Source organism: Nocardioides sediminis (assembly GCF_003047295.1).
In the GTDB taxonomy this organism is placed as follows: Bacteria; Actinomycetota; Actinomycetes; order Propionibacteriales; family Nocardioidaceae; genus Nocardioides; species Nocardioides sediminis.
In genome coordinates this window covers 281,339-307,240 of sequence record NZ_PZYZ01000007.1, presented here as the reverse complement: position 1 = coordinate 307,240, position 25,902 = coordinate 281,339, and the positions used below count along the sequence as shown (strand labels likewise).

26 protein-coding genes are annotated in these 25,902 nt (G+C 72.0%); 4 read left to right on the top strand and 22 right to left on the bottom strand.

The window, feature by feature from the left end:
* Window positions 1-143: 143 nt before the first annotated feature.
* Window positions 144-590 carry an Lrp/AsnC family transcriptional regulator gene (locus tag DAI17_RS17190; protein WP_107774459.1) on the bottom strand — a complete coding sequence of 149 codons (447 nt, stop codon included), beginning with the start codon at window positions 588-590 and terminating at the stop codon, window positions 144-146.
* 64 nt (window positions 591-654) lie between these two features.
* Between DAI17_RS17190 and DAI17_RS17185 the strand changes: the two genes are divergently transcribed.
* Complete coding sequence (locus DAI17_RS17185; RefSeq protein ID WP_107774413.1) at window positions 655-1,575, top strand: 5'-3' exonuclease; 921 nt, start codon at window positions 655-657, stop codon at window positions 1,573-1,575.
* Here the strand turns inward: DAI17_RS17185 and DAI17_RS17180 are convergent.
* The 9 genes from DAI17_RS17180 to pafA form a co-directional block, all read right to left on the bottom strand.
* Window positions 1,565-4,357 carry a DEAD/DEAH box helicase gene (locus tag DAI17_RS17180; RefSeq protein WP_107774412.1) on the bottom strand — a complete coding sequence of 931 codons (2,793 nt, stop codon included), beginning with the start codon at window positions 4,355-4,357 and terminating at the stop codon, window positions 1,565-1,567. The two genes, DAI17_RS17185 and DAI17_RS17180, sit on opposite strands and share 11 nt — an antisense overlap.
* A 76-nt stretch (window positions 4,358-4,433) precedes the next feature.
* Window positions 4,434-5,339, bottom strand: coding sequence for a diacylglycerol kinase (locus DAI17_RS17175; RefSeq protein WP_107774411.1), 906 nt, complete (start codon window positions 5,337-5,339; stop codon window positions 4,434-4,436).
* A 43-nt stretch (window positions 5,340-5,382) separates the two neighbouring features.
* Window positions 5,383-5,799, bottom strand: a complete 417-nt coding sequence (locus DAI17_RS17170) for a hypothetical protein (RefSeq protein ID WP_107774410.1) — start codon at window positions 5,797-5,799, stop codon at window positions 5,383-5,385.
* A gap of 19 nt (window positions 5,800-5,818) precedes the next feature.
* Complete coding sequence (gene tatC, locus DAI17_RS17165; RefSeq protein WP_234412560.1) at window positions 5,819-6,655, bottom strand: twin-arginine translocase subunit TatC; 837 nt, start codon at window positions 6,653-6,655, stop codon at window positions 5,819-5,821.
* A gap of 22 nt (window positions 6,656-6,677) precedes the next feature.
* Window positions 6,678-6,959, bottom strand: coding sequence for a twin-arginine translocase TatA/TatE family subunit (tatA, locus tag DAI17_RS21605; protein WP_234412559.1), 282 nt, complete (start codon window positions 6,957-6,959; stop codon window positions 6,678-6,680).
* Between the two features lie 40 nt (window positions 6,960-6,999).
* The gene (locus DAI17_RS17155) at window positions 7,000-8,001 is read right to left on the bottom strand and encodes a helix-turn-helix transcriptional regulator (RefSeq protein WP_234412558.1); all 1,002 of its coding nucleotides are present in this window, start codon (window positions 7,999-8,001) and stop codon (window positions 7,000-7,002) included.
* Entirely contained in the window at window positions 7,998-9,017 is a 1,020-nt protein-coding gene (locus DAI17_RS17150; protein WP_107774456.1) for a helix-turn-helix transcriptional regulator, read from the bottom strand. The genes DAI17_RS17155 and DAI17_RS17150 overlap by 4 nt, the downstream gene beginning before the upstream one ends.
* 64 nt (window positions 9,018-9,081) lie before the next feature.
* A complete protein-coding gene (locus tag DAI17_RS17145; RefSeq protein ID WP_159081610.1) occupies window positions 9,082-10,047 on the bottom strand; it encodes an FKBP-type peptidyl-prolyl cis-trans isomerase in 966 nt (321 codons plus the stop codon).
* 125 nt (window positions 10,048-10,172) lie between these two features.
* Entirely contained in the window at window positions 10,173-11,534 is a 1,362-nt protein-coding gene (gene pafA, locus DAI17_RS17140; protein ID WP_107774408.1) for a Pup--protein ligase, read from the bottom strand.
* A gap of 91 nt (window positions 11,535-11,625) precedes the next feature.
* On the opposite strand from pafA, the gene DAI17_RS17135 reads away from it, so the two are divergent.
* Complete coding sequence (locus tag DAI17_RS17135; protein ID WP_107774407.1) at window positions 11,626-13,098, top strand: FAD-dependent oxidoreductase; 1,473 nt, start codon at window positions 11,626-11,628, stop codon at window positions 13,096-13,098.
* Between the two features lie 20 nt (window positions 13,099-13,118).
* Here the strand turns inward: DAI17_RS17135 and prcA are convergent, their stop codons facing one another.
* The 4 genes from prcA to dop all read right to left on the bottom strand — a co-directional run bounded on the left by prcA (window position 13,119) and on the right by dop (window position 16,818).
* Window positions 13,119-14,165, bottom strand: a complete 1,047-nt coding sequence (gene prcA / locus DAI17_RS17130) for a proteasome subunit alpha (protein ID WP_107774406.1) — start codon at window positions 14,163-14,165, stop codon at window positions 13,119-13,121.
* A 34-nt stretch (window positions 14,166-14,199) separates the two neighbouring features.
* The gene (gene prcB, locus DAI17_RS17125; protein WP_107774455.1) at window positions 14,200-15,000 is read right to left on the bottom strand and encodes a proteasome subunit beta; all 801 of its coding nucleotides are present in this window, start codon (window positions 14,998-15,000) and stop codon (window positions 14,200-14,202) included.
* Window positions 15,001-15,026: 26 nt separating this feature from the next.
* On the bottom strand, window positions 15,027-15,224 hold the full coding sequence (locus tag DAI17_RS17120; protein WP_107774405.1) for a ubiquitin-like protein Pup: 198 nt from the start codon (window positions 15,222-15,224) through the stop codon (window positions 15,027-15,029).
* 82 nt (window positions 15,225-15,306) lie between these two features.
* The gene (gene dop / locus DAI17_RS17115) at window positions 15,307-16,818 is read right to left on the bottom strand and encodes a depupylase/deamidase Dop (RefSeq protein WP_107774404.1); all 1,512 of its coding nucleotides are present in this window, start codon (window positions 16,816-16,818) and stop codon (window positions 15,307-15,309) included.
* Between dop and DAI17_RS17110 the strand changes: the two genes are divergently transcribed.
* Window positions 16,817-17,479 carry a class I SAM-dependent methyltransferase gene (locus tag DAI17_RS17110; protein ID WP_234412556.1) on the top strand — a complete coding sequence of 221 codons (663 nt, stop codon included), beginning with the start codon at window positions 16,817-16,819 and terminating at the stop codon, window positions 17,477-17,479. The genes dop and DAI17_RS17110 overlap by 2 nt on opposite strands.
* Before the next feature lie 144 nt (window positions 17,480-17,623).
* Here DAI17_RS17110 and DAI17_RS17105 read toward each other — a convergent pair whose 3' ends face one another.
* From DAI17_RS17105 to DAI17_RS17090, 4 genes are all read right to left on the bottom strand, one after another.
* Entirely contained in the window at window positions 17,624-17,974 is a 351-nt protein-coding gene (locus DAI17_RS17105; protein ID WP_107774403.1) for a hypothetical protein, read from the bottom strand.
* A complete protein-coding gene (arc, locus tag DAI17_RS17100) occupies window positions 17,971-19,725 on the bottom strand; it encodes a proteasome ATPase (protein ID WP_107774453.1) in 1,755 nt (584 codons plus the stop codon). The genes DAI17_RS17105 and arc overlap by 4 nt, the downstream gene beginning before the upstream one ends.
* A gap of 116 nt (window positions 19,726-19,841) precedes the next feature.
* Window positions 19,842-20,390 carry a GrpB family protein gene (locus DAI17_RS17095; protein ID WP_107774402.1) on the bottom strand — a complete coding sequence of 183 codons (549 nt, stop codon included), beginning with the start codon at window positions 20,388-20,390 and terminating at the stop codon, window positions 19,842-19,844.
* On the bottom strand, window positions 20,387-21,370 hold the full coding sequence (locus DAI17_RS17090) for a tRNA (adenine-N1)-methyltransferase (protein ID WP_107774401.1): 984 nt from the start codon (window positions 21,368-21,370) through the stop codon (window positions 20,387-20,389). The genes DAI17_RS17095 and DAI17_RS17090 overlap by 4 nt, the downstream gene beginning before the upstream one ends.
* 125 nt (window positions 21,371-21,495) lie before the next feature.
* Between DAI17_RS17090 and DAI17_RS17085 the strand changes: the two genes are divergently transcribed.
* Complete coding sequence (locus tag DAI17_RS17085) at window positions 21,496-21,792, top strand: hypothetical protein (RefSeq protein ID WP_159081609.1); 297 nt, start codon at window positions 21,496-21,498, stop codon at window positions 21,790-21,792.
* Between the two features lie 219 nt (window positions 21,793-22,011).
* Here DAI17_RS17085 and DAI17_RS17080 read toward each other — a convergent pair whose 3' ends face one another.
* From DAI17_RS17080 to DAI17_RS17065, 4 genes are all read right to left on the bottom strand, one after another.
* Window positions 22,012-22,485, bottom strand: coding sequence for an HNH endonuclease signature motif containing protein (locus DAI17_RS17080; protein WP_107774399.1), 474 nt, complete (start codon window positions 22,483-22,485; stop codon window positions 22,012-22,014).
* A gap of 21 nt (window positions 22,486-22,506) precedes the next feature.
* Entirely contained in the window at window positions 22,507-23,412 is a 906-nt protein-coding gene (locus DAI17_RS17075; RefSeq protein WP_107774398.1) for a hypothetical protein, read from the bottom strand.
* A gap of 171 nt (window positions 23,413-23,583) precedes the next feature.
* On the bottom strand, window positions 23,584-24,687 hold the full coding sequence (locus DAI17_RS17070; RefSeq protein ID WP_107774397.1) for a lysylphosphatidylglycerol synthase transmembrane domain-containing protein: 1,104 nt from the start codon (window positions 24,685-24,687) through the stop codon (window positions 23,584-23,586).
* Window positions 24,688-24,727: 40 nt separating this feature from the next.
* Window positions 24,728-25,888 carry a site-2 protease family protein gene (locus tag DAI17_RS17065; RefSeq protein ID WP_107774396.1) on the bottom strand — a complete coding sequence of 387 codons (1,161 nt, stop codon included), beginning with the start codon at window positions 25,886-25,888 and terminating at the stop codon, window positions 24,728-24,730.
* Between the last annotated feature and the right edge of the window lie 14 nt (window positions 25,889-25,902).

Below are 25,902 nucleotides of genomic sequence, written 5' to 3'. Positions count from 1 at the left end.
ACCTTGGACATGGACACCCCAGCCGACAGACTGGCCAGACTGCTCGCCAACCCGGCAGCAGCATGAACCGTTGCTTAGACCGAACGACCTTGCCCGGCCAGCAACCGCCAGAGTCCCCGCTGAAGCGGTGATTCCGACGGGCCTCAGCCCAGGGGGCGGTTCTCGTACGCCGTCGAGAGCACGATCGTCGTCCGCGTCGACACGTTGGCGGCCGAGCGGATCCGGGCGAGCAGGTCCTCGAGGTCGCGCGGGGTGGCGACCCGGATCTTGAGGATGTAGGACTCCTCCCCCGCCACCGACCAGCACGACTCGATCTCGGGGATGTCGACCAGCCGCTCGGGGTAGTCGTCGGGCTGCGAGGGGTCGATGGGCGTGATGGAGATGAACGCCGTCAGGGGGCGGCCGAGCTGCTCGTGGTCGACGAGCGCGGCGTACCCGGTGATGAGGCCCTTGGTCTCCAGCCGCTTGACACGCTGGTGGACCGCCGAGGTCGACAGGCCGGTGGCCTTGCCGAGGTCGGTGAAGGACATCCGGCCGTCCTCGGCCAGCAGCGCGAGGATCTTGCGGTCGGTCGACTCCACCTCTGACATCGTCACGGGCGACAGGCTAGCGAGAAGACCGTGCGAGGATCGCGCAGTGACCGCACAGCGACTCATGCTCCTCGACACTGCCTCGCTCTACTTCCGGGCGTTCTTCGGCGTCCCCGACTCGGTGCAGGCGCCCGACGGCACGCCCGTCAACGCCGTCCGCGGCCTGCTCGACTTCATCTCGCGCCTGGTGGACGAGTACGAGCCGACCCACCTGGTGTGCTGCTGGGACAACGACTGGCGGCCGCAGTGGCGCGTCGACCTCATCCCCTCCTACAAGGCCCACCGCGTCGTGGCCGTGCGCCCGGGCGACACCCCGGACGTCGAGGAGGTCCCCGACCCGCTCCAGGTGCAGGTGCCGGTGATCCAGGAGGTGCTCGACGCGTTCGGCATCGCGGTCGTGGGCGCCGACCACTACGAGGCCGACGACGTCATCGGCACGCTCGCCACGGGGGCCGGGATGCCCGTCGACATCGTCACCGGCGATCGCGACCTGTTCCAGCTCGTCGACGACGAGGCCGAGGTGCGGGTGCTCTACACCGCCCGCGGCGTGGGCAAGCACGAGCGCGTCACCACGCACACGGTCGTCGAGAAGTACGCCGTTCTCCCCCAGCAGTACGCCGACTTCGCGACGCTCCGCGGCGACACCTCCGACGGGCTGCCGGGGGTGGCCGGCGTCGGCGACAAGACGGCCGCGTCACTGCTGCTCACGTACGGCGACCTCGACGGCATCCGCGCCGCCGCGCTCGACCCGGACTCGGACCTCGGACCCGGCCCGCGGGGCAAGATCGTCGCAGCGGCGGACTACCTCGAGGTGGCTCCGACCGTCGTGGCCGTCGCGCGCGACATCGACCTCGGGAAGGGCGACTACACCCTCCCCGCCGAGCCCGCCGACGCCGAGGCCCTCGCCGCCCTCGCCGAGCGCTGGGGGCTCTCGAGCCCGGTCGAGCGGCTCACCGCCGTGCTCGCCGGCCGCGTCACTCGCTGAGCGCCGAGTAGGCCACCACCCCGCGCTTGAGGAGCCCGACGGTCTGGCGGGCCGTCGCACGCAGCGGGGAGTCGCCGGCGGCGTCGGCGACCTGGCCGGCGAGGTCGAGCAGCTGCTTCATCCAGCGCACGAAGTCGCCCGCCGCCAGGTCGGTCTCCCGCAGCACGTCGTCGAGGTCGTCGCCCTCGGCCCACCGGTAGGCCGCCCAGGCGAAGCCGAGGTCGGGCTCGCGGAGGAAGTCGAGCTTGTGGTCGCGCTCGAGCGCGTCGAGCTGCCCCCACAGCCGCACCATCTCGCCCAGCACGTCGCGGATCCGGGCGCCGGGCACCCGGGGCGCGGAGGCGTCGTCGGGGCGGCGTGCCTCGAAGACGAGCGCCGACAGCACGGCCGCCAGCTCGGACGGCGTGAGGTCGTCCCACAGGCCCTCGCGCAGCGACTCCGCGGCGACCAGGTCCATGTCGGAGTAGAGCCGCCGCAGGTGGCTCCCCCGCTCGGTCACCGTGTCGCCCTCGAGGTAGTCCAGCGCGGTGAGCACCTCGCACACCCGGTCGAAGGTCCGCGCCACGGTGTTGGTCCGCTGCTCCACGCGCCGCTTGAGGGTCTCCGCGTCGCGGGACAGCTTGAACCACCGCTCGGCCCACCGCGCGTGGTCCTCGCGGTCGGGGCACTGGTGGCAGGGGTGCTGCTTGAGCCGGTCCCGCAGCTCGGCGATCTCGCGGTCGACCGGCGAGTCGGCGAACGCGTCACCCCGGTCCCGCCGCCGGGGCGGCGGCGTGAAGTCGTGGGTCTTCGACCGCAGCGCGGAGGCGAGGTCGCGACGCATCGCGGGGTTGCGACCGTTGAACGACTTGGGGATGCGCATCCGGGTGATCGCCTCGACGGGCGTCGGGAAGTCCATCGGCGCGAGCCGGCGGGCCTGCCGGTCGGCGGTCAGCACGTAGGGACGCGGCTCGTGGCCGGACAGGCCGGGGTCGATCACCACGGCGAACCCGGAGAACTTGCCGGCCGGCACCATGATCACGTCACCGGGCCGCAGCTTGCCGAGCGAGTCCATCGCCTCGTGGCGACGGTCCAGCCGGCGCTCGCGGGCCGCGCCCTTCTCCACGTCGGTGATGCGGCGGCGCAGGGCGGCGTACTCCATGAAGTCGCCGAGGTGGCAGGTGGCCGCCTCGGCGTAGCCGTCGAGGGCCTCCTCGGCCTTGTGCAGCTGGCGGGCCAGTCCCACGACGGCCTTGTCGGCCTGGAACTGAGCGAAGGACTGCTCGAGCAGCTCGCGCGAGCGCTCCCGGCCGAACTGGTGCACGAGGTTGACCGCCATGTTGTACGACGGGCGGAACGACGAGCGGAGCGGGTAGGTGCGCGTGGAGGCGAGCCCCGCCACCTCCCGCGGGTTCATCCCCGGCTGCCACAGCACGACACCGTGCCCCTCGACGTCGAGGCCGCGCCGGCCCGCGCGGCCGGTCAGCTGGGTGTACTCCCCGGGCGTGATGTCGGCGTGCGTCTCGCCGTTCCACTTGGACAGCTTCTCGATGACCACCGTGCGCGCGGGCATGTTGATGCCCAGCGCCAGCGTCTCGGTCGCGAAGACCACCTTGCACAGCCCGCGGACGAAGAGCTCCTCGACGCACTGCTTGAAGGTCGGCAGCATCCCCGCGTGGTGGGCGGCGACGCCACGGGTGAGTCCGTCGAGAAAGTCGTGGTAGCCGAGCACGTGCAGGTCGTCGTCCGGCAGGTGCCGGCACCGCTCCTCGACGAAGGCGTGGATCTCGTCGCGCTCCTCCGGCGACGTGAGCCGCACGTTGGCCGAGAGGCACTGGGTGACCGCCGCGTCGCAGCCGACCCGGCTGAAGACGAAGACGATCGCCGGCAGCAGCCCCTCGCGGTCGAGGCGCTCGATGACGTCGACCCGGCTGGGGATCCACACGCGGCGGCCGTTGCCGACCTGGCGCGGGTTCTTCGACGACCCGGGCTTGCCCTTGCGCGGCGAGCGCCGGTCGCGCATCAGCCGCGAGCTCGCCCAGTCGTCCCGGGCGATCCGCACCAGCTCGTCGTTGACCGGCGCCCCCTCGCGGACGAACCCGGCGCTCGCGTCGACGTCGGAGGAGGCGAAGAGGTCGAGCAGTCGCCGTCCGACCATCACGTGCTGGAACAGCGGCACCGGGCGCCGCTCCTCCAGGATGGTCGCGGTGTCGCCGCGGACGGTGGAGAGCCACTCGCCGAACTCCTCGGCGTTGGAGACGGTCGCCGAGAGGGAGATCAGCGACACCGACTCGGGCAGGTGGATGATCACCTCCTCCCAGACCGCGCCGCGCATGCGGTCGGCGAGGTAGTGGACCTCGTCCATCACGACGTAGCCCAGTCCCAGCAGCGTGCGCGAGCCGGCGTACAGCATGTTGCGGAGGACCTCGGTCGTCATCACCACGATCGGTGCCTCGCCGTTGACGACGTTGTCGCCGGTGAGCAGGCCGACGTTGGCGGCGCCGTGCCGGGCGACGAGGTCGTTGTACTTCTGGTTGGAGAGCGCCTTGATGGGCGTCGTGTAGAAGCACTTGCGGCCGGTGGCGAGCGCGAGGTGGACCGCGAACTCCCCCACGATCGTCTTGCCCGAGCCCGTCGGCGCCGCGACGAGCACGCCGCGACCGTCCTCGATCTCCTTGCAGGCGCGCACCTGGAAGTCGTCGAGCGGGAAGTCGTAGTGGCCGGCGAAGTCGCGGAAGGCGGGGTACGCCTTGTCGCGGGCGTACGCCGCGTAGCGCTCGGCCGGGCCCTGGGCGTCGCTCATGCGGGTACTCGCTTCGCTCCGTGCCCGCATGAGGCACATGTCGCGCTGTGTTGGATGACTCGCTCGCTGCGCTCGCTCATGCCAGCACCTCCAGGGCTGCGGGCGCGGACTCGACCGTCAGCGGCAGCTCGCCGAAGCGCTCGCCGTCGGCGTAGGCCACGATGCCGGGCGCGGCGACGGTCACGCGGCGCACGCGGTGGTGCTCGTACTCGGGCACGGTGGCGACCGTGCCGGAGAAGAGCTTGGGATAGGTGCGGACCAGCTTGGCTCGGGACATCTCCTTGATGATGACCACGTCGAGCAAGCCGTCGTCCAGCAGGGCCCCCTCGGTGATCCGCAGGCCGCCCCCGAACGACGGCCCGTTGCCGACGGCGACGAGCATGGCGTCGACGCGACGGGTCGCCCCGTCGAGGTCGAGCGTGTAGGACAGCGGGCGGAAGGTCCGCAGCTCGGCCACGGTGGCCAGGTTGTAGCGCATCTGCCCGCGCGGCCACCGCATGGCGTTGGCGCGCTCGTTGACCACGGCGTCGAACCCGGCGGCCAGGACCGTCACGAACCACCGCGAGCCGCACCGGGCCAGGTCGAGGGTGCGGGTACGCCGCGCGACCACGCGGTCGGCGGCCGCGACCGGGTCCGTGCGCGGCAGGTCGAGGTAGCGGGCGACGTCGTTGCCGGTGCCGGCCGGGATGATGCCGAGCGGTACGCCGGTGCCGGCCAGCGCCTGCACCGCGAGGTGCACCAGGCCGTCACCGCCGCACACGACCAGCGCCCCGACGCCGTCGGCCACGCTGGCCCGCGCCAGGTCCTCCGCCTCGTCGGCGTCGCGCCCGGCGATGTTGCGGACGACCAGGCCGCTGTCGCGCAGGCGGCGCAGCGCGAGGTCGCGGTAGCGGGCCCCGCGGCCGCCGCCGGCCGTGGGGTTGGTGAGGAGGGCGATCTCCCCGGGTCCCGCGCCGACGACTCCTCCAGAACCCGGCTCCATGGTGCGACCCTAGCGCCGGGCGCCCGGGGTCACGCGGACGTGGTCACCGGGTCCGGCGCGACTTGTCCTGGCCGATGCGCAGGAGGGCGGCGTAGCGGTCGGGCGAGGCGCCGACCGCCTTGGCCAGGCGGCCGAGGGCGTCGAGCACCAGGCCCGCCTCGAAGCGGGTGCCGGGGACCGCCAGCGTCAGCCGTCCGGCGTACTCCCCCAGCAGCACCTGCTCGTGCCGCCACGCCTGGTGGGCGCGCAGGCGGGTGGCGTCGTCGGTCACCGGGGCGGGGTAGGCCTCGTCGACGCCGAGCAGGTCGCAGACCAGGTCGGGCTCACCGTCCGAGGTGAGCCGACCGGCCACGAGCGGCCCGCCCCGCAGGCCGCCGTCGGCGTGCCAGACCACCTGGGCGGTCCCCAGCCAGTCGGGCAGGTCGAAGGGGTCGACGTCGACCACCGGCTGCGCGTCCATGCGCCCAGCCTGTCAGACCTCAGATCGTCGACAGCTCGTCGGGGCTGAGGCCGGCGTTGGGGTTGCTGCGTGCCTTGCGGCGGTCGTGGGCCCGGGCGATGAGCTCGGAGACGAAGTAGAGCAGCACCATCGGCACCGCCATGAACGTCATCGTGAAGGGGTCGGCCGACGGGGTCGCGACGGCCGCGAAGACGAAGATCCCGACGATGATCCACGGGCGGTGCGCGCCCAGGCTCTTGCCCGAGACCACGCCGGCGAGGTTGAGCATCACCACGAAGACGGGGATCTCGAAGGCCAGGCCGAAGACCAGCAGGGTGCGGGTGAAGAACTGGAGGTACTCGTTGAAGTCCACGAGGTTGGTCACGCCGTCGGGGTTGAGCCCGATGAGGACCTCGAGGCCCTTGGGCAGCGTGACGTAGCCGAGGACCACGCCGACCAGGAAGAGCGGGCCCGCCACGAGCACGAAGACCCGCGTCCACTTGCGCTCGTGGGCGTGCAGGCCGGGGAGGATGAACGCCCAGATCTGGTAGAGCCAGTAGGGCGCGGTGGCCACGATGGCGGTGAAGCCGCTGAGCTTGAGGTAGAGCATCAGACCGCCGCCGGCGCCGCTGGTCGTGGCGATCGTGCTGCCCTCGGCCAGCCTCTCGGCAGCGGCCTCGTAGGGGCCGTACACCAGGTCGTAGAGCGGGTCGAAGAAGTAGAGCGCGAGGCCGATCGCCAGGATGAAGACGAGGGCGACGCGCAGCACCCGGGCGCGCAGCTCACGGAGGTGGTCCGACAGGGCCATCCGGCCGTCGGGACCGACGGGGTGTGCGGGACGGGCGGAGAAGAGGCGGGTGAGTCCGAGGACCTTCACTGACGTACGACGGGCGCGGCGATCAGCCGGGGTGCTTGTCGGAGCGCGGCTCGGTGGTGCCCTCGGTGCGAGGGGCCTCCGTGGAGCGGTCCCCCGCCGGCGGGAGCTCGCTGGTGGTCGTCGGCGACGCCGGCTTGTCGTCCTCGTCGCGCAGCCCCTTGGTCTCGGTCTTGAAGATGCGCAGCGCCTGCCCGGTGCCCCGCGCGAGCTCGGGCAGCTTGGCCGCGCCGAAGACGAGGATCACGATGGCGAGGATGATCAGCCACTCCGCGCCCTGGGGCATGCCGATCAGGGGGTGGACCATGGGGACTCTCCAGGGTGTGTCGGGGATCGTGCCGGTCATGTCATCGTACGTCGGTATCGGTGTAGAGCCTGACCGCTGCCCGTGCACTGGCTGTGAACGAGTCGGCGAACTCTCGGGGTACGACGACGGTCGCGTGCGGGGCCACCCGGAGGAGCAGCTGGCGCAGCCACGCCTCGCTCGCGACCTCCATGTCGACGTCGAGGCTGCCGCCCGGGCCCGGGCGGGTGGCCGTCACCGGGTAGTACTCCGTCACCCAGTGCGCGGGCGGCGCCAGGCGCACCGTCACGGTCGTGGCCGAACCCTCGAACCACCCGGAGCCGAGGTCGCGGGCGTGCCCGGCCCGGTCGGAGACCGGCGTGTCGAGCTCGGTCGCCCGCAGGATGCGGTCGAGCCGGAAGACGCGGTCGCCGCCGGCGGTGTGGCACCAGGCGTCGAGGTAGGTGGCGTCGCCGACCCGCGTCACGGCGCGGGGCTCGACCACCCGGGTGGAGTGCTCGTCGCGGCTGGCCACGTGGTAGTCGAGCTCGAGCTGGTGACCGCGGTCGATGGCGCCCTGGAGCAGCGGCACCAGCTCGCTGCCGGGCTCGGGGGTCGCCTCGACGTGGACCCGCTCGGCGGCCACGGTCTGGCCGGCGGCGGCCAGCTTGTCGAGGGTGCGGCGTACGACGTCGCGGGTCTCGGGCGCGGCGGTCTCGGCCAGGGCCTTCAGCGCGACCACCAGCGCGGCGGCCTCGGACGGGGCGAAGCTCACCGGGCGGGCGAGGTAGTCGGCGTTGGCGACCCGGATGATGCGCTCGCCCTCGAGGGCGTCGAGGTCGACGTTGATGAGGTCGTCGGGGTAGCCGCCGGGCAGGCCGCACATGAAGAGCACGCGCAGGTCCCGGTCGAGCTGCTCGGGGTCGACGCCGAGCGCCGCTGCGGCGTCGGTGAGCCGCACCTCGCCGCGGGAGTGCAGGAACGGGACGAGGGCGAGGAGCCGCGCCACCTGCTCGCGGGCGGCGTGCACGACCGGCTTGTCGGCGTCCTGGCGCCCCGCGCTCACCGGGCCGCCCCCGACCGCTCGGACTGCTCCGACTGCTCCGACTGCTCCAGGATCCCACGGAGCCGGGCCAGCACCTCGGACCGGAGGTCCTCGGGCGCCTCCACGACGACCGTCTCGCCGTAGGTCAGCACCTCGGAGGCGAGGTCGGACCCGGGGCCGGTCACCACGACCCGGTCCCAGCCGCTCTCCTCGTCGGGCCCGGTCACGTCCTCCTCCACCCGGTCGGCCCGGCGACGCAGGCCGACGCCGGCGCCCTGGCGTACCAGCACCGTGGCCTCCACGTCGGGCGTGCGGCGCGCCAGGTCGGCAGCGATGGCCGAGACGTCGGTGCCGGGCGGGACGTCGTAGGCGCCGGCCTTGCCCACGGCGCTCACCCTGCCCTGCACGCGGGAGAGGCGGAAGACGCGCTCGTCGGCGCGGTCGACGTCGTACCCCACGACGTACCAGCGGCCCGAGCTGCGGACGAGCCCCCACGGCTGGAGCCGACGTCGGTGCGGCTCCTCCCCCGGGCGCTTGTAGTCGAAGGTGACGGCGCGCCTCTTCTGGGTGGCCTCCCAGAGGGCGTCGAAGGCGGGCTCCTCCGCGCGCAGGCTGGGCGGCACGAGGTCGAGCCGGGCCGCGTCGAGCTCGACGCCCTGGGCGGCGAGCTTGCGCATCGCCTCGGTCGTGCGCCGCGCGAGGGTGGCCTGCTCCCATGCCCGGGCCGCGATGCCGAGCACCGCCGCCTCGTCGGCCTCGAACCGGATCTCGGGGAGCGCCGAGGTGTCGGTGGAGATGCGGTAGCCGGGCTCGTCGTCGAAGAACGGGTCGAGCGACCCGACCTCGATGACCACGCCCAGCTCGCGCAGGTCCTCCTTGTCGCGCTCGAAGGCCTTCTCGAAGGCCTCGTCGCCGCGGGCGTTGTCGGCGTACTCCGCGTAGTGGGCGCGCCGGATGTCCTGCTTGGAGACGAACCGGGTCTGCGCGAGCAGCATGATGTAGAGGTTGAGCAGCCGCTCCGCCTTGTCGCTGGCCATCGTCACTCCCCCTCTCCGGTCCGGCCGCCGCCCTGCGGACGACCGAGCCAGTCTGCCCCTCGGCTCAGGCCGCGCCGAGGATGTCGACGACGAAGTACAGCGTGTCGGTGCCCTTGATCCCGGCCTGCTCGTTGCCGGCCTCGCCGTAGCCGAGCTCCGGCGGGATCGAGAGGATGACCCGCGAGCCGACGGTCTGGCCGACCAGGGCCTGGTCCCAGCCCTTGACGACCGAGCCGGTGCCGATCGGGAACGAGGTCGGCTGCTTGGAGTAGGACTCGTCGAACGGCTTCTTGGCGTCGTAGACCTGGCCGAGGTAGTCGACCGCGATGGTCTGGCCCTTCTCCACGACCGGGCCCTCGCCCTTGACGAGCGTGGTGTCCAGCAGGTTCTTGCTGGGCTTGTTGGCCTCGCTGAAGTCGAGGCCGGTGATGGTGCCGCCGTCCTCGACGAGCGTCGGCGCCCACTTGGCGGGCTCGCGCTCCTCGCCGGTCGGCTCGGTGCCGACCTTGCCGAGGAGGTCGACCACGATGACGATGCCGTCCTTGTTGCCGATGCCGAGCTGGGGGTTGCCGCCCTCGCCGTAGGTGTCCTCGGCGCTGGCCGCGACCGCGACGCGCGAGCCCACGGTGTGACCCGCGATGGCCTCCTGGAACGGCTCGCCGAGGTCGGCCCAGCTGAGCAGCTCGGGCGACTGGGCGTCGTAGGTGCTGAACGCCTTCTCCTGCGTGAAGCCGTTGCCCATCCAGATGTGGGCGAAGGCGTTGTCGCCCTCGGCCAGCTCCTCGCCGTCGCCCTCGGTGATCACCTCGGCCTCGACGTCGCCGGGCGAGACCTGCTCCTCGAAGGTGACCTTCGGCTCCTTGCCCGGGTCGCCCTCGACGGACACGGCCTCCAGGCCGGCGGCCGAGGCGTCGCTGCCGTCGTCCTCGCCGCACGCGGCCAGGCCGGCCGTGGAGAGGAGCAGGACGCCGCCGAGGGCGACGAGACGGGTACGACGGGCACCGGTGCGGGTGCTGCGGGGGCGAGACACGTTCGGGGTCACCTTCTCGATCGGGTGCGGGAGTCCGTGCTGGACGGCGCGGTCACCCTATCCGGCGACTCCGAGAGGAGGCTGAGGCAGGGCTGAGAGGCGGCCGGGCGGTGACCCGCGCCCTCTCACATGCCGTCGATGAGGCGCTGCACCCGCTCGTCGTACGCCTTGAACGGGTCCTTGCACAGCACGGTGCGCTGCGCCTGGTCGTTGAGCTTGAGGTGCACCCAGTCGACGGTGAAGTCCCGCCGGCGCTCCTGCGCCTTGCGGATGAACTCCCCGCGCAGCCGGGCGCGGGTGTTCTGCGGCGGCACGCTCTTGGCCTCGAAGATCTTGAGGTCGGTGGTGACCCGCGCGACCGCCCCGCGCTTCTCCAGCAGGTAGTAGAGCCCGCGGCCGCGGTGGATGTCGTGGTAGGCGAGGTCGAGCTGGGCGACCCGCGCGTGGCCCAGCGGCAGGCCGTGCTTGGCGCGGTAGCGGTCGATGAGCTTCCACTTGATGACCCAGTCGATCTCGCGGTCGACGAGCCCGAGGTCGTCGGACTCCACGGCCTTGAGGCCCCGCTCCCACAGGTCGAGCGCCTGCTCGATGAGCGGGGTGCTGATCTGCCGGCGGTCGACGAAGTCGCGGGCCTTGCCGAGGTACTCCGACTGGATCTCCAGCGCGCTGGCCTCGCGGCCGTTGGCCAGGCGGACCTTGCGACGGCCGGTGATGTCGTGGGAGATCTCCCGGATGGCGCGGATGGGGTTCTCCATCGTGAGGTCGCGCATCACCACGCCCTCCTCGATCATCCGCAGCACCAGGTCGCACGAGGCCACCTTGAGCATGGTGGTGGTCTCGCTCATGTTGGAGTCGCCGACGATGACGTGCAGGCGGCGGTACTTCTCGGCGTCGGCGTGCGGCTCGTCGCGGGTGTTGATGATCGGGCGGCTGCGCGTGGTCGCGCTGGAGACGCCCTCCCAGATGTGCTCGGCGCGCTGGGAGACGCTGTACGACGCCCCGCGCGGCGTCTGGGTCACCTTGCCGGCCCCCACGACGATCTGCCGCGTCACGAGGAACGGGATCAGCACGTCGGCCAGCCGGCTGAACTCCCCGGCCCGGCCCACCAGGTAGTTCTCGTGGCAGCCGTAGGAGTTGCCGGCGGAGTCGGTGTTGTTCTTGAACAGGTAGATGTCCCCGGCGATGCCCTCGTCGTGCAGGCGCTGCTCGGCGTCGAGGAGGAGCCCCTCGAGCACCCGCTCCCCCGCCTTGTCGTGGGTCACCAGGTCGACGATGTCGTCGCACTCGGGGGTCGCGTACTCCGGGTGGCTGCCCACGTCGAGGTAGAGCCGGGCCCCGTTGCGCAGGAACACGTTGGACGAGCGTCCCCAGCTGACGACCTTGCGGAAGAGGTAGCGGGCGACCTCGTCGGGGCTGAGCCGGCGTTGGCCCTTGAACGTGCACGTGACGCCGTACTCGTTCTCGATGCCGAAGATCCGCCGGTCCATGACCACACACTAGGCCGATGCCGGTCGACTGACCCGCACATTCGGGTGGGCATCCCACACGGTGGCGGGTCGGAGTGGGTAGACAAGGGGCATGACCTCGTTGTGGCTAGACCGCGCCCGGCCCGTCCGACCCGCCCTCGACGGCGAGACCACCTGCGACGTCGTGGTCGTGGGCGCCGGGATCACCGGTCTCACCACCGCCGTGCGGATGGCGGGCGCGGGGCTGTCCGTCGTGGTCCTGGAGGGGCGTACGGCGGGTGCCGCGACCACCGGCAACACGACCGCCAAGGTGAGCCTGCTCCAGGGGACCAAGCTGCGTCGCATCCGTCGCGCCCACCCCCTCGCCCTCGTCGAGTCCTACGTCGAGGCCAACCGCCGGGGCCAGGAGTGGCTCGTGGACTTCTGCCGCTCCCACGGCGTGCTCGTCGAGGAGCAGCCGGCCGTCACCTACGCCACGACGCGGGTGGGCGAGCTGCGCGTCCGCGCCGAGCTCGAGGTCGCCCGCCAGGTCGGGCTGGCCGCCGAGTGGACGGACGACCCCGGCCTGCCGTTCGCGGTCCGCGGCGCGGTGCGGCTCGCGGACCAGTTCCAGCTGCACCCCGTCGAGCTGGTCGACGCCCTGGCCGACGACCTGGAGACCGGCGGCGGACGGCTCTTCGAGCACTCCCGCGTGCACGACGTGTCCCGCACGTCCTCCGGGGTGCGGGCGGAGACCGGCACCGGCACGGTGACGGCCCGGCACCTCGTGGTGGCGACCAGCATGCCGGTCCTGGACCGTGGCGCGTTCTTCGCCCGCCAGGTCCCCCAGCGCTCGTACGCCGCCGCGCTGCGCTCGGGCTGGGTGCCGGACGCGATGTACCTGTCGGCGGACTCGCCCTCGCGATCGATCCGGCGCGCCGCGGGGCCCGACGGCCCGCTCCTCCTGGTCGGCGGCCACGGGCACGTGACCGGACGGGTGCCCTCCGAGGCGCAGCACCTCGCCGACCTCCTCGACTGGGCCCGCTCCGAGCTGGGCGGCACCGAGGTCACCCACACGTGGTCGGCGCAGGACCACGGCCCGGCGGCCGAGCTGCCCTACGTCGGGCCGTTGCTGCCCGGCGACGACCAGCTCCTCGTGGCCACCGGCTTCGACAAGTGGGGCTTCACCAATGCGCCTGCCGCGGCCGGGCTCCTCACCGCTCGCGTCACGGGACGTGCGCGCGACGCCGGTGCGCTGGAGAGCTGGTCGCCGTGGGAGGCCACCGGCCTGCCCAAGGCGCTGGCGGCCAACGGCTCCGTCGGCCTCCGGATGGCGCAGGGCTGGCTGCGCGCCTACACGCGCACCGACGCCTGTCCCGCCGAGGGCTCGGGAGTCGTGGGCCACGACGCCGGGCGTCCGGTGGCGACCTGCACGGTCGACGGCGTCACCCACCGCGTGTCGGCCGTGTGCCCGCACCTGTACGGCGTCGTGTCGTGGAACGACGCCGAGAAGTCCTGGGACTGCCCGCTCCACGGGTCGCGCTTCGCCCCCGACGGCTCCGTGCTCGAGGGGCCGACCACCGAGCCGTTGGCGCCGCGCGCCTGAGGCGGACCGTCAGGCTGCGCTCAGGGCTGCGGGTCCTCTGGGTCCGGGGTCCCCGGAGCCGGCGGCTGCGAGGGGTCCGGGACGGGCGGCTGCGGTGCGGGCGGCCGCGGCTCGCCGGGAGCCGCGGGGTCGGTCGGCTCCGGCGTGGGCGTCGGCTGCGGGGGCTGCGGTGACGTCGGCGGGGCCACGGGCGGGGCGACCGGGGGCGCGACGGGCGGCTGGGTCGGCTCGCCGGTCAGCGGATGCTCGAGCGGCGGGGTGCCGCCGCTGACCTGGTCGGTCGGGTCGGCGGGGTTGTCGATCGCCGGCGCGGTGGGCGGCGTGGCGCCGCCGGTGTCCTCGGCCTGCGGGACGTCGCCCTGCTCCGGGCCGCGGTCGCCGAGGAGGTCGACGAGGCGGGACTCGCGCAGCCGGGCGAACTTGCGCGGCTGCTGGCGGGTGCGGTCCAGCACGGCGACCTCGAGGTCACCCGTCGGGATCACCCGGTCGGAGCTCTCGCTGTGGCCGAGCGCGGACACCGCGAGGCGCACCGCGTCCTGGAGGCCGGCACCCTCGGCGTAGTGCTCGCGGAGGTACTGCGCCACCACGTCGGCGGCACCACCCATGACGGCGAAGCCGTGCTCGTCGGCGACCTGGCCGTCGTACGTCAGGCGGTAGACCTGGTCGTCGGCGGGCGACTCCCCCACCTCGGCGACGAAGATCTCGACCTCGTAGGGCTTCTCGCCGCCCGAGGAGAAGATGCTGCCGAGGGTCTGGGCGTAGGCGTTGGCGAGGCCACGGCCGGTGACGTCGCGGCGGTCGTAGGCGTAGCCGCGCATGTCGGCGAGGCGGACCCCGGCGATCCGCAGGTTCTCGAACTCGTTGTAGCGCCCCACCGCCGCGAACGCGATGCGGTCGTAGATCTCCGAGACCTTGTGCAACGCCTGCGAGGGGTTCTCGGAGACGAAGAGGATGCCGTCGGCGTACTGGATGACCACGACCGAGCGACCACGGGCGATGCCCTTGCGTGCGAAGTCGGCCCGGTCCTTCATCAGCTGTTCCGGGGACACGTAGAACGGGGTGCTCATGCTGGCTCTTTTCGGGTGTCGAGCGGGGTCGGGATCAGGTCAGCGCCGCGGCGGGCCCGTCGGGCCGCTGCATGCGGGCCGCGATGATCCGGTCCGCGATGGCCGCGACCTCGTCGTCGGGGAGCCGGCGACCACCGTCGGCGGTGATGACGTGCACGACCGGGAAGATGCGGCGCGCCAGGTCGGGCCCGCCGGTCGCGGAGTCGTCGTCGGCGGCGTCGTACAGCGCCTGGACGGCCGCGGTGACGCAGCCCTCGGCGTCGAGGTCCTCGCGGTAGAGCTTCTTGAGCGCCCCGCGGGCGAAGAGCGACCCCGAGCCGACGGCGTGGAAAGCGGTCTCCTCGTAGCGGCCGCCGGTGACGTCGTAGCTGAAGATCCGGCCCTGGTCGGCGTCGAGGTCGTAGCCGGCGAAGAGCGGCACCACGGCCAGGCCCTGCATCGCCAGCCCGAGGTTGGCGCGGATCAGGGTGGCGAGCCGGTTGGACTTGCCGTCCATCGAGAGGGTGATGCCCTCGATCTTCTCGTAGTGCTCGAGCTCGGTCTGGAACAGGCGCACCATCTCCACCGCCAGGCCCGCGGTGCCCGCGATGCCGACGACGGAGTACTCGTCGGCGGGGAAGACCTTCTCGATGTCGCGCTGGGCGATGATGTTGCCCATCGTGGCGCGGCGGTCGCCCGCCATCACGACGCCGCCGGGGAAGGTCGCGGCGACGATCGTGGTCCCGTGCGGCGCGAGCTCGGCGGCGTTGCCGGCCGGCACGGCGCGGCGGCCGGGCAGCAGGTCGGGCTGGTGGTCGCCCAGGAAGTCGGCGAAGCTCGAGGTCCCCGGCGACATGTACGACGCGGGCAGGCGCGGATCCCTCACTGGCCGCCCTTCTGGATGAACGACTTCACGAAGTCCTCGGCGTTGGTCTCCAGGACGTCGTCGATCTCGTCGAGGATGGCGTCGACGTCGTCGTCGAGCACCTCCTTGCGCTCGGCGACGTCGGTCTCGACGACCTCCTCGGTGGTCGTCTCGTCCTGGGAGGACTTGCGCGGCTGCTTCTGCTCCTGTGCCATGTCCCGACCCTAGCCGAGCACGACGAAGGAGTGGGCCCGTCCCGGCGCCGTTGTCCGACCCTCGGGCCGGTCGGCAGCAGCGTCAGCGGGCGGTGAGGGCGGCGAAGAGCTCTTGCGCCGTGTCGCACCGGTCGAGCAGCTCCCCCACGTGCGCGCGGCTGCCCCGCATCGGGTCGATGGTGGGCACCCGCTGCAGCGACTCGCGGCCCGGGAGGTCGAAGATGACCGAGTCCCACGACGCCGCGGCGACGTTGTCGGCGTACTTCTCCAGGCACCGGCCGCGGAAGTAGGCGCGGGTGTCCTCGGGCGGGTCGTGCATCGCGCGCTCGACCGACGCGTCGTCGAGGAGCCGCTCGATGCGCCCCGCGGCGACGAGGCGGGCGTAGAGCCCCTTCTCGGGGCGGATGTCGGAGTACTGCAGGTCGATCAGGTGCAGCTTGGCGTCGTCCCAGTCGAGGCCGTCGCGGTCGCGGTACTGGGCGAGGAGCTTGAGCTTGGCGACCCAGTCGAGCTCGCCGGCGCAGAGCATCGGGTCCTGCTCGAGGCGGGTCAGCACCGACTCCCAGCGCGCCAGCACGTCGCGCGTCTGGTCGTCGACGTCGTTGCCCAGGCGGTCCTCGACGAACTTGCGGGCCAGGTCGAGGTACTCCAGCTGGAGCTGCACGGCGGTCAGCGTCCGTCCGTCGCGGAGCGTGAGCCGGTGCTGCAGCGTCGGGTCGTGGGACACCGCGCGCAGGGACGCAACGGGCTGGTCCACGGTCAGGTCGGTGGTGAGGAAGCCGTCCTCGATCATCGCCAGCACCAGGGCGGTGGTGCCGACCTTGAGGTAGGTCGACACCTCGGCGAGGTTGGCGTCGCCCAGGATGACGTGGAGCCGGCGGTACTTCTCCGGGTCGGCGTGCGGCTCGTCGCGGGTGTTGATGATCGGCCGCTTGAGGGTGGTCTCCAGCCCGACCTCGACCTCGAAGTAGTCGGCGCGCTGGCTGATCTGGAACCCGTGCTCGCGCCCGTCCTGGCCGATCCCGACCCGGCCGGCCCCGCACACGACCTGTCGGGACACGAAGAACGGCGTCAGGTGGCGCACGATGTCGGCGAAGGGGGTCGAGCGCCGCATCAGGTAGTTCTCGTGGGCGCCGTACGACGCGCCCTTGTTGTCGGTGTTGTTCTTGTAGAGGACGATCGGCGTCGCCCCCGGCACCTGGGCGGCGGCGCGGCAGGCGTCCAGCATGACCTGCTCCCCCGCCTTGTCCCACCGCACGACGTCGAGCGGTGTGGTGACCTCGGGCGTGGAGTACTCCGGGTGCGCGTGGTCGACGTAGAGGCGCGCTCCGTTGGTCAGGATCACGTTGGCGAGGCCGAGGTCCTCGTCGGTGAGCTGGCTGGGGTCGGCGACCTGCCGTGACATGTCGAAGCCGCGGGCGTCGCGCAGTGGCGACTCCTCCTCGAAGTCCCACCGTGCCCGGCGCGCCTTGATCGTGGAGGTGGCGTAGGCGTTGACCACTTGGGACGAGGCCACCATCGGGTTGGCGGCGGGCTGGCCCTGCACCGAGATGCCGTACTCCACCTCGGTGCCCATGATCCGCCGTACGCTCATGGGACGAGCGTACGAGGCCGGACCCGAGGAGGCCGAGATGGGCGTCTGGAACGACCGCGTCGTGCCCCACCTGACGGACGCCGGGCTGCGCAGCGCCGAGGTGACGCGGCTGCGGGAGCGGGTGTGCCGGGGCCTGGAGGGGCGGGTCCTGGAGATCGGCTTCGGCAGCGGCCGCAACCTGCCCGTCTACCCCACGACCGTGACCTCGGTGAGCGCCGTCGAGCCGTCCGACGTCGCTTGGCGGCTCTCGGAGCAGCGGCGGCGCGTCAGCGGCATTCCCGTCGAGCGCGCGGGGCTGGACGGACAGCGCCTCGCGGTGCCGGACGCCTCGCACGACGGCGGCCTGGTGACCTTCAGCCTCTGCACCATCGAGGACCCCGAGCTGGCGCTGCAGGAGGTGCGCCGCGTGGTGCGCCCGGGGGGCCGCCTGCACCTCCTCGAGCACGGCCTGGCGCCGGAGGCGCGTGTCCGGCGGTGGCAGCATCGCCTCGAGCCGGCGCAGGGGCGCGTCTTCGGAGGGTGCCACCTCACCCGGGACGTCCCTGCGATGGTGCGGGACACGGGCTGGGCGACGGTGTGGACGGAGCAGGACTACCTGCCCGGACCGGCGGTCGGAAGGCCGTGGACCTACTTGACGATGGGTGTCGTCACCGCCGTGTGACCGCGGTCAGCGGCGGCGGCGCAGCATCCCCATGACGACGAGGACGAGGACGACGATGACGGCGATGATCAGGATTGTTCTCATGGCCCCAACCTAGCCCCGCGACGAGTCGGTGCGTAGCCCCGTCGGGGGGTGTCGCTCGGCTCAGGCCTGACGGGACTGCCAGGCGTGCGCGACGTTGACGCCGACGATCCCAGCGAGCGTCACCAGCAGGGCCAGGAACTGGTCGTTGACGCCCAGCACGATGCTGATCGGGATGAAGGCCACCAGCGAGACGATGCCGAGCGCGAGCTGCCGCGCACCGGCCCCCGCCACGGCCGCCGTACGCCGGTGCGCGAGGGCGACCTGCTCGGCGGCGCGGCGGTCGACGGCCCGCTCGATGCGCTCGGCGAAGCCGTCGACGAGCTCCGCGTCGTAGCGGGCCCCGAGCTCGCGACGTGTCGCGAGTGCCGCCTCGATGTCGCCGTGCCCCAGCTCGTCGTCGGCTGGGGTCACAGGTACTGCCCGGTGTTGGCGACGGTGTCGATGGAGCGGCCGGGTTCGGTGCCCTGCTTGCCCGTGATGAGCGTGCGGATGAAGACGATGCGCTCGCCCTTCTTGCCCGAGATGCGCGCCCAGTCGTCCGGGTTGGTGGTGTTGGGCAGGTCCTCGTTCTCCTTGAACTCGTCGACGCACGCCTGGAGCATGTGCTGGACCCGCAGGCCTCGCTGCTCGTGGTCGAGGAAGTCCTTGATCGCCATCTTCTTGGCGCGGTCGACGATGTTCTGGATCATCGCGCCGGAATTGAAGTCCTTGAAGTACAGGACCTCCTTGTCGCCGTTGGCGTAGGTGACCTCGAGGAAGCGGTTGTCCTCCGACTCGGAGTACATCCGCTCGACCGTCGCGCGGATCATGCCGGCCACGCACGCCTCGCGGTCGCCGCCGAACTCGGCGAGGTCGTCGCCGTGCAGCGGCAGGTCCGCGGTGAGGTACTTGCTGAAGATGTCGCGCGCGGACTCCGCGTCGGGGCGCTCGATCTTGATCTTCACGTCGAGACGGCCCGGTCGCAGGATGGCGGGGTCGATCATGTCCTCGCGGTTGGAGGCGCCGATGACCAGGACGTTCTCGAGCAGCTCGACGCCGTCGATCTCGCTGAGCAGCTGCGGCACGATCGTGTTCTCGACGTCGGAGGACACCCCCGAGCCGCGGGTGCGGAACAACGAGTCCATCTCGTCGAAGAAGACGATGACCGGGGTGCCCATCGAGGCCTTCTCGCGGGCGCGCTGGAAGACGAGCCGGATGTGGCGCTCGGTCTCGCCGACGTACTTGTTGAGCAGCTCAGGACCCTTGATGTTGAGGAAGTAGGACTTCCCCGAGGCGCCGGTCTTCTCCGAGACCTTCTTGGCCAGCGAGTTGGCCACCGCCTTGGCGATCAGCGTCTTGCCGCAGCCGGGCGGACCGTAGAGCAGGACGCCCTTCGGCGGCTTGAGCTGGTGCTCCTTGAAGAGCTCGGGGTGCAGGTAGGGCAGCTCGACGGCGTCGCGGATGGCGTCGATCTGGGTGATCAGGCCGCCGATCCGGCTGTAGTCGATGTCGGGGACCTCCTCGAGGACGAGCTCCTCGACCTCGGACTTGGGCACCCGCTCGTAGGCGTAGCCCGCTCGTGCGTCGAGCAGGAGGGAGTCACCGGCGCGCAGCGGCTCGTCGAAGAGGGGCTTGGCGAGGCGTACGACGCGCTCCTCGTCGGCGTTGGCGATGACCAGGCCGCGCTCGCCGTCCTCGAGCAGCTCCTTGAACATCACGACCTCGCCGACCTTCTCGAAGTCGAGCGCGGCCACGACGTTGAGGGCCTCGTTGAGCATGACCTCCTGGCCCTTGACGAGCTCGTCGAGGTCCACGGCGGGGCTGACGTTGACGCGCAGCTTGCGGCCGCCGGTGAAGACGTCGACCGAGTCGTCCTCGTTGCGGGCGAGGAACGTGCCGAAGCCGGCCGGCGGCTGGGCGAGCCGGTCGACCTCCTCCTTGAGCTTCATGATCTGGTCGCGGGCCTCGCGCAGGGTCTGGGCGAGCCGCTCGTTCTGGCTCGTGACGGCGGCGAGGGATCGCTGGGTGTCGGCGAGCCGGAGCTCGAGGCCGCGCGACTGCCCGGGCGCCTCGGTGAGCCGGCGACGCAGGTCTCCGACCTCGGCCTCCAGGAAGCGCACCTGCTGCACCAGCTCGTCGGGCGTGCGACCTGCTCCGGCGGGCGTGGATGTCGATTCGGACATGTGCGTCACCTCCTTGGTCCTTCGGACACTACCCATGTCGTGGAGGGACGGAAGTGGATAACCCACCGTGTTGGTCACGATTTCGTCGCGGGCCGGCATCGGAGGCCCGCGACTGGTCAGGCCGCGGGATCGTTGAGGCGGTGGATCGCACGCAGCTCGGCGTCGGTGAACTCCCCCGAGGCGGCGAGCGCCTCCTGGAGGACCGCCGACTTGCCCGCCAGGTAGGTGTCGATGTCCATGTCGGGGTCGGCGGCGAGCGCGGTCTTGACCGCGGCGTACGCGTCCCGCAGGTCATCACGGCGTCGCAGCACGTCGCGTACGGCGATGTGGTTGCGGACGTTGGTCGTGCCCGCCGCGCAGGCGTAGACGTTCCTCCGCGGCCGGTCCTCGGGCGCGCGGAACGCCTCCCGACCGGCGACACCGAGGTCGCCGCGGTGGACGTAGCCGACGCGCTCGAGTGCCGCGACGGCGGACGGCAGGTGGGCCTCGTCGACGATCACGTCGATGTCCAGCACCGGCTTGGCGGCGAGTCCCGGCACCGACGTCGACCCGACGTGCTCGACGCGGGCGCCGGGGATGCCGGCGACGGCCTCCCGGAGCACGGCGGCGACCTCGTCGAACTGCGCGGCCCAGTCCGGGGACCAGTCGACGACCTCGATGCTCACGCCTCGTCGGCGCTCTCGGGCTCCGGCAGCGGGGGGATGTCGGCGGGACGCGGTCCGGCGTAGTCCGGTCCGTAGGCCCCGGGCGCCGGGCGGCGCGTCTTGCGCGGCGGCTTCTCCCCGGGCGCCATGCGGCGGGCCGTGACCAGGAACGCCGTGTGCCCGATCATCTTGTGGCCGGGACGGACCGCGAGGCCCTCCACGTGCCAGTCGCGCACGAGGGACTCCCACGGCTGCGGCTCGGTGAAGCCGCCGTGGGCGCGCAGGGTCTCGACGACGCGCGACAGCTGGGTGGTCGTCGCGACGTAGGCGCAGACGATGCCGCCCGGGACGAGCTTGTCGGCGACGGCGTCGACGCAGTTCCAGGGGTCGAGCATGTCCAGGATGACGCGGTCGACCTGCCCCTCGAGCTGCGGCAGGCCCTCCTTGAGGTCGCCGAGGCGCAGGTCCCAGGCCGGGTGCGTCTGGCCCTCGGGGGCGGAGAAGAACTGGTCGACGTTGCGACGGGCCACGTCGGCGAACTCCTCGCGCAGCTCGAAGGACGTGACGCGTCCCCAGGGGCCGACGGCGCGCAGGAGCGAGCAGGTCAGGGCGCCGGAGCCGGCGCCGGCCTCGACGACCCGGGCGCCGGGGAAGATGTCGGCGAGCGACACGATCTGGGCCGCGTCCTTGGGGTAGACGACGGCGGCACCGCGGGGCATCGAGACGACGAACTCGGTGAGCAGCGGCCGGAAGACGAGGTACTGCCCGCCCGCGGAGGACACCACCGTGAAGCCCTCGTCGCGACCGATCAGCTCGTCGTGCTCGATGTGGCCGCGGTTGGAGAAGAACCGCTTGCCGGCCGTGAGCTCGAAGTTGTGGCGACGGCCCTTCTGGTCCGTCAGGCGCACCCACTCCCCTTCGCGCAGCGGGCCGCGGTGGACACCCGACCACGCCTCTCGGGGGACGTCTGGGGAGGGTGCGGTTTCGGTCTGCTCGGGCATGCGCGAACCCTAGTGCGGGGCGGATGTCAGCGCGGAAACGGCGGCGACGCCAGCCACCCGACCGGGCGACGAGCGCTTCTTCCAGTCCTGATGCCTCAAGGCCGCCGCTGCGGCACACTCACGTCATGCCCGTACGCTCACTCGCCAGCAGAACCACGTGGCGTCTTCGCCGGTCGTGGTCGATCTTCTGGGCTGTCGCCGCAACTGCCGTGGGCGCGTGCGTCTTCGCGACGCTCCGGTCGAACGGCACGACCAGCGCAGGCCTGGTCTTGATGGGTGGCTTCATCGTGGTCGGCATCGCAGCCGCGCTGATGTACTCGGTCGTCTCGCCGCTGCCCGATCAGCTGCACGGCAGACAGCGCATGCGAGGCGGCTTCGAGGGCGGTGGCGTCGAGGTCACCGGCGGTGACGCCGGCAGCTGAGTCGTCGTCTGCCTGTCGGGATCTGCCGCCTTCCGCGATTCATGGACGACGGAGGTGCTCGCGACCGGGGGCATCGGTGCATCGATCCAGCGGATCGCGTCCACGACCGTCGGAAGTATCGCTCACCTCGCCCAGACCGACCGGCACACACGAGCAACCCGCTCCGGACATGCCCGTGGCCCCGCCGGGGTGCTGGTGGCGGGGTGTGGGGCGTGCTGGCTACCGGTCGGGCGGGTGCAGGTCAGGCACGCCCGTCTCCTCTGATCCAGCCGCGTGCCCGTGCCCGGGCCAGGCTCTGCCGGTACACCGGCTGCCGGTGTGGTCGCGGCGGTAGGTCCAGCCCAGCGGGCTGGTCCAGTCGAACACCCCGGGCTCGGTCATCCGGTAGCGCCAGCGGCCCTTGGTCTTGAGCCGATGGTGCCGGCGGCACAGGGCGGCGAGGTTGTCGGTGCTCGTGGGTCCGCCGCGGTCGGGATGCTGGTGGTCGTAGGGGACGATGTGGTCGATGTCGCCGAGGCGGGCGTTGCGGCCGCACCACGGGAAGACGCACGTGCCGTCGCGGACGATCACGTAGTCCCGCATGGCGGCGGTGGGCGTGTAGCCCTTGGTCTCCAACCGTTCGCGCAGGTCGATGACCGGCTTGACGACCACCGCGGCGTCGGGACGGCCGCACCAGGCGCGGACCTGCTCCACCGACAGGAGCCGCTGGCCGGCCTACTCGACCCGCGCACACAGTGCCTCCCCGGTCCCAGACCCTGTCCCATCCAGTCCGGTGATGGCATCGGCGGACAGGTGCGCGTAGATCACGATCTGCGTCACGGGCGTGGCCGGAGTCGTGGGCTTCGAGGTCTCGACCGTCGAGGACTCGTCGTCGAAGCCGATGGTCAGCTGGCGGCGGGCCAGGTCCCCCAGCGCGGTGGCCCGACGTCCGTCGACCGTGTCGGTCGAGCCGAGCCTGGCGAGGTGCTCCGCGCCCGACGCGACGGCCTCGCGCAGGGCGAGGGCGTCGGGGATCTCCAGGTCTGCCTCGAGGTGCATGGTGCCGTCGAAGGAGACCTGCTGGGTGTCGAAGGTGACGTTGCGCTTGTCCGCCGACTTCTCCAGCGCCTTCTCGAGCGCGTCGGGCATGTGGCGCACCCGGGCCTCGTCCACCACCCGCCCCAGGGCGGAGGGGGTGAGCCGGTTGGCGCACCAGAACACCTGCGAGTCGACGTAGGTCGCGGCTTCGAGGGTGAGGTCGAGGGTGGTCTGCGCGATCACCCGGGCCCGCCACCCCGCCACCAGGCCCGCCTGGACCGCACCCCACAGCTGCGGGAGGCGGTAGGCCACCTCCACGCACTCGGTCAGGAACCGCCCCGCGGAGTCGCACGTGCGACCGAGCATGGTCGCGAACTCCGGCACACAGAACTCATCGATGCTCGGGGACCCCTCACCGGCGAAGGTCTTCGGGGAGGTGAAGCACGCCTCCGCGTGCTCCGGGTCCGCGAGGTGGAGGTCGGCCCAGTGCACGCCGAGCCGCATCATCTCCACGTCGTTGCGGTCGGCCGCCTGCTTGCGCTCACGCACCGCGCGCAACAGCTCGGCCGGAGTGTCCAGAGCGGGAGCGGCGGGCGTCTTCATGGGTCCTATTGCATCAGGGACCACCGACAACGGACCCCCGGAAACCGGCCTCCCGACCACACTGTGGACACGACTTTCGACGGGTTTCGAGCCTCCCTGCACTCGCACCTGAACCACCGGACGGAGCCAGGCGAGCTGCGCTCGCGCCTCAGCCACCGGACCGTCGGCTCATCAGGGAACCGACGCCGTCCCCGCCTTCCGGAACCGCCGCGAGAGCAGCATCGTGCACACGCCGCCGATGAGGATGGGCCCGAGATAGGTGAACATCCGGAAGACGAACACCGCTGCGACGATGGCGTCGGCGTCGCGGCCGCCCGCCGCCCAGTTGAGCGCGCTGATGTAGAGCGCCTCCGCGATGCCGACGTTGCCCGGCGTGATCTCCACCAGCGTCGCCAGCCGCACCACCGTGTAGACCGCGAAGACCTCGATGGGGGTGAGGACGTTGCTCCCGACGCCCAGCCCGCGGAGCGAGGCGAGGAGGATCAGGTAGGTGGCGACCTCGCGGAGGACGAAGAGGCCGACGAGGCCCAGCCCGCACCGGCGGAAGATCTCGACCACGTCGCTGCGCCACTCGACGACCATCACCCCGAGGTCCGCGCCCGGGGGCCTGCGGGCCATCCCCCGGAACCAGTCGAGGAACCGGCCCGTCCGCGCGCCGAAGCGCCTCGCGAACTGCTCGCTGCGCATGATGAGGAAGGCGAGGACGAGCAGCGCGACGGAGACACCGAGGCCGATGAGGGCGAGCGTCCAGACCGCTCCGGGCACGTCGGACTGCGTGGAGAGGAGGATGAGCCCGATCGACGGCAGGAGGAGCGGCATCACGTAGCTGACCGAGCTGTTGACGACGTACGACGTCGCGAAGTCCTCGGTGCTGATGCCGAGCTTGCGGTAGGTCACGTAGCGCGCGGCCGTGCCGGAGGGTCCCGGCACGGTGTTCGAGACCACGGCGGCCGCCTCCTGTGCGAGGAAGGCGTCCGGGAACCGGAGGCGCTCGATGATGACGGCGAAGGCGCCGGCCTTGCACCCCTCCACCACGAACGTGAGCGCGGTCAGGAGGAGCAGCGTGACGGGGTCGAGCGACGTGAGCGCGTCCCAGACGTCCTCGTACGAGGCGAAGCTCGGGATCACGACACCGAAGATGAGGTAGAGCAGCAGCAGGGTGAGGGTGATCCGGATGGCCCGCTGCCGGGGAGAGGTCGCCTCGTGCTCCAGCATCGGAGGCATGCGCTTGCCGGGGTCGCCCTCGGGCGACGCCGGGAGGTCCGGTTCGCTCACGTCTCGAGGCTAGGCCCGCACTGCGCCGGGCACCTCACCGTCAATGGGGGGTTTCCCGGAAGGCGCGGTCGACGTCGGCGGTCACGAGGACGCCGCAGATCTGGCCGTCCTCCTCCAGCAGCAGGTACTCCTCCGCGGGACGCCGGCTGATCGCCAGGATCAGGTCCTCGCCTGCCAGCGTGGCCGGCAGCGACAGCCCGTCCTCGAGGGTGCGGGCGACGGCCGAGACCGCCATCCAGGGGCGACGCTCGACCGGCGTCGCCTGCACAGCTGCCTCGCTGACGATGCCGGTCGCGCGGCCCGAGCTCGTGGTGGTGACGATGCTCCCGGCTCCGGCCTCCTGGGCCCGGCGCACGGCCTCGGCGAGCGGCAGGTCCTCGGGAACCGACAGCGTACGTCGCGCGAGCGGCCGCGCCACGAGGTACGGCAGGCGGCGCCGCATGCGCGCCTGTGACATGGCCGCGGTCGCCCCGGTCCACAGGAACACGGCGAGCACGAAGACCAGGGCGTAGTCGAACAGCGTCGGCTCGACGTCGAAGGCCTCGCGCTGGACCAGCGGCCACGCCAGCACGGCCAGCGCGGTCAGACGACCTCCCCAGCCGGCGACCAGGGTGCCGCGGTGCTCGTTGCCGGAGACGCCCCAGACGAACGCCTTGAGGACGCGCCCGCCGTCCAGCGGCAGGCCGGGGACGAGGTTGAGGACGCCGATGAGCAGGTTGGCGCCGGCGAGGCCCTCGATCGTCACCTGGACCAGTCCCTCCGGGACCACGAACCACGCGGCGAGGGCCACCAGCCCGACGGCGATCGACGCCAGCGGGCCCACCACCGCGATCCAGAACTCCTGTCGGGGCTTGCGAGCGGCCCCGTCGATCTCGGTCATCCCGCCGAGGAAGTGCAGCGTGATGGAGTTGACGACGTACCCGAAGCGCTGCGCCACCAGGGCGTGCGAGGCCTCGTGGAGCAGCACCGCCAGGTAGAGCATCACCGCGAAGATCAGCCCGGCGACGTACTTGAACAGGCCGAGTCCGGGCTCCGCCTGCTCGATCCGCGGGGCGATCGCGAAGGCGATCAGCGCGGCGACGAGGAACCAGGAGCTGGTGACGAGCACGTCGATGCCCGAGACGGAACCGACCCGGAACGTCCCCGGGGCCCGCTGGCGGTCCCCCCGGTGTCGATCCGCCGGCGTTGGAGTCTCGGTCACTCCACGAGCCTAGC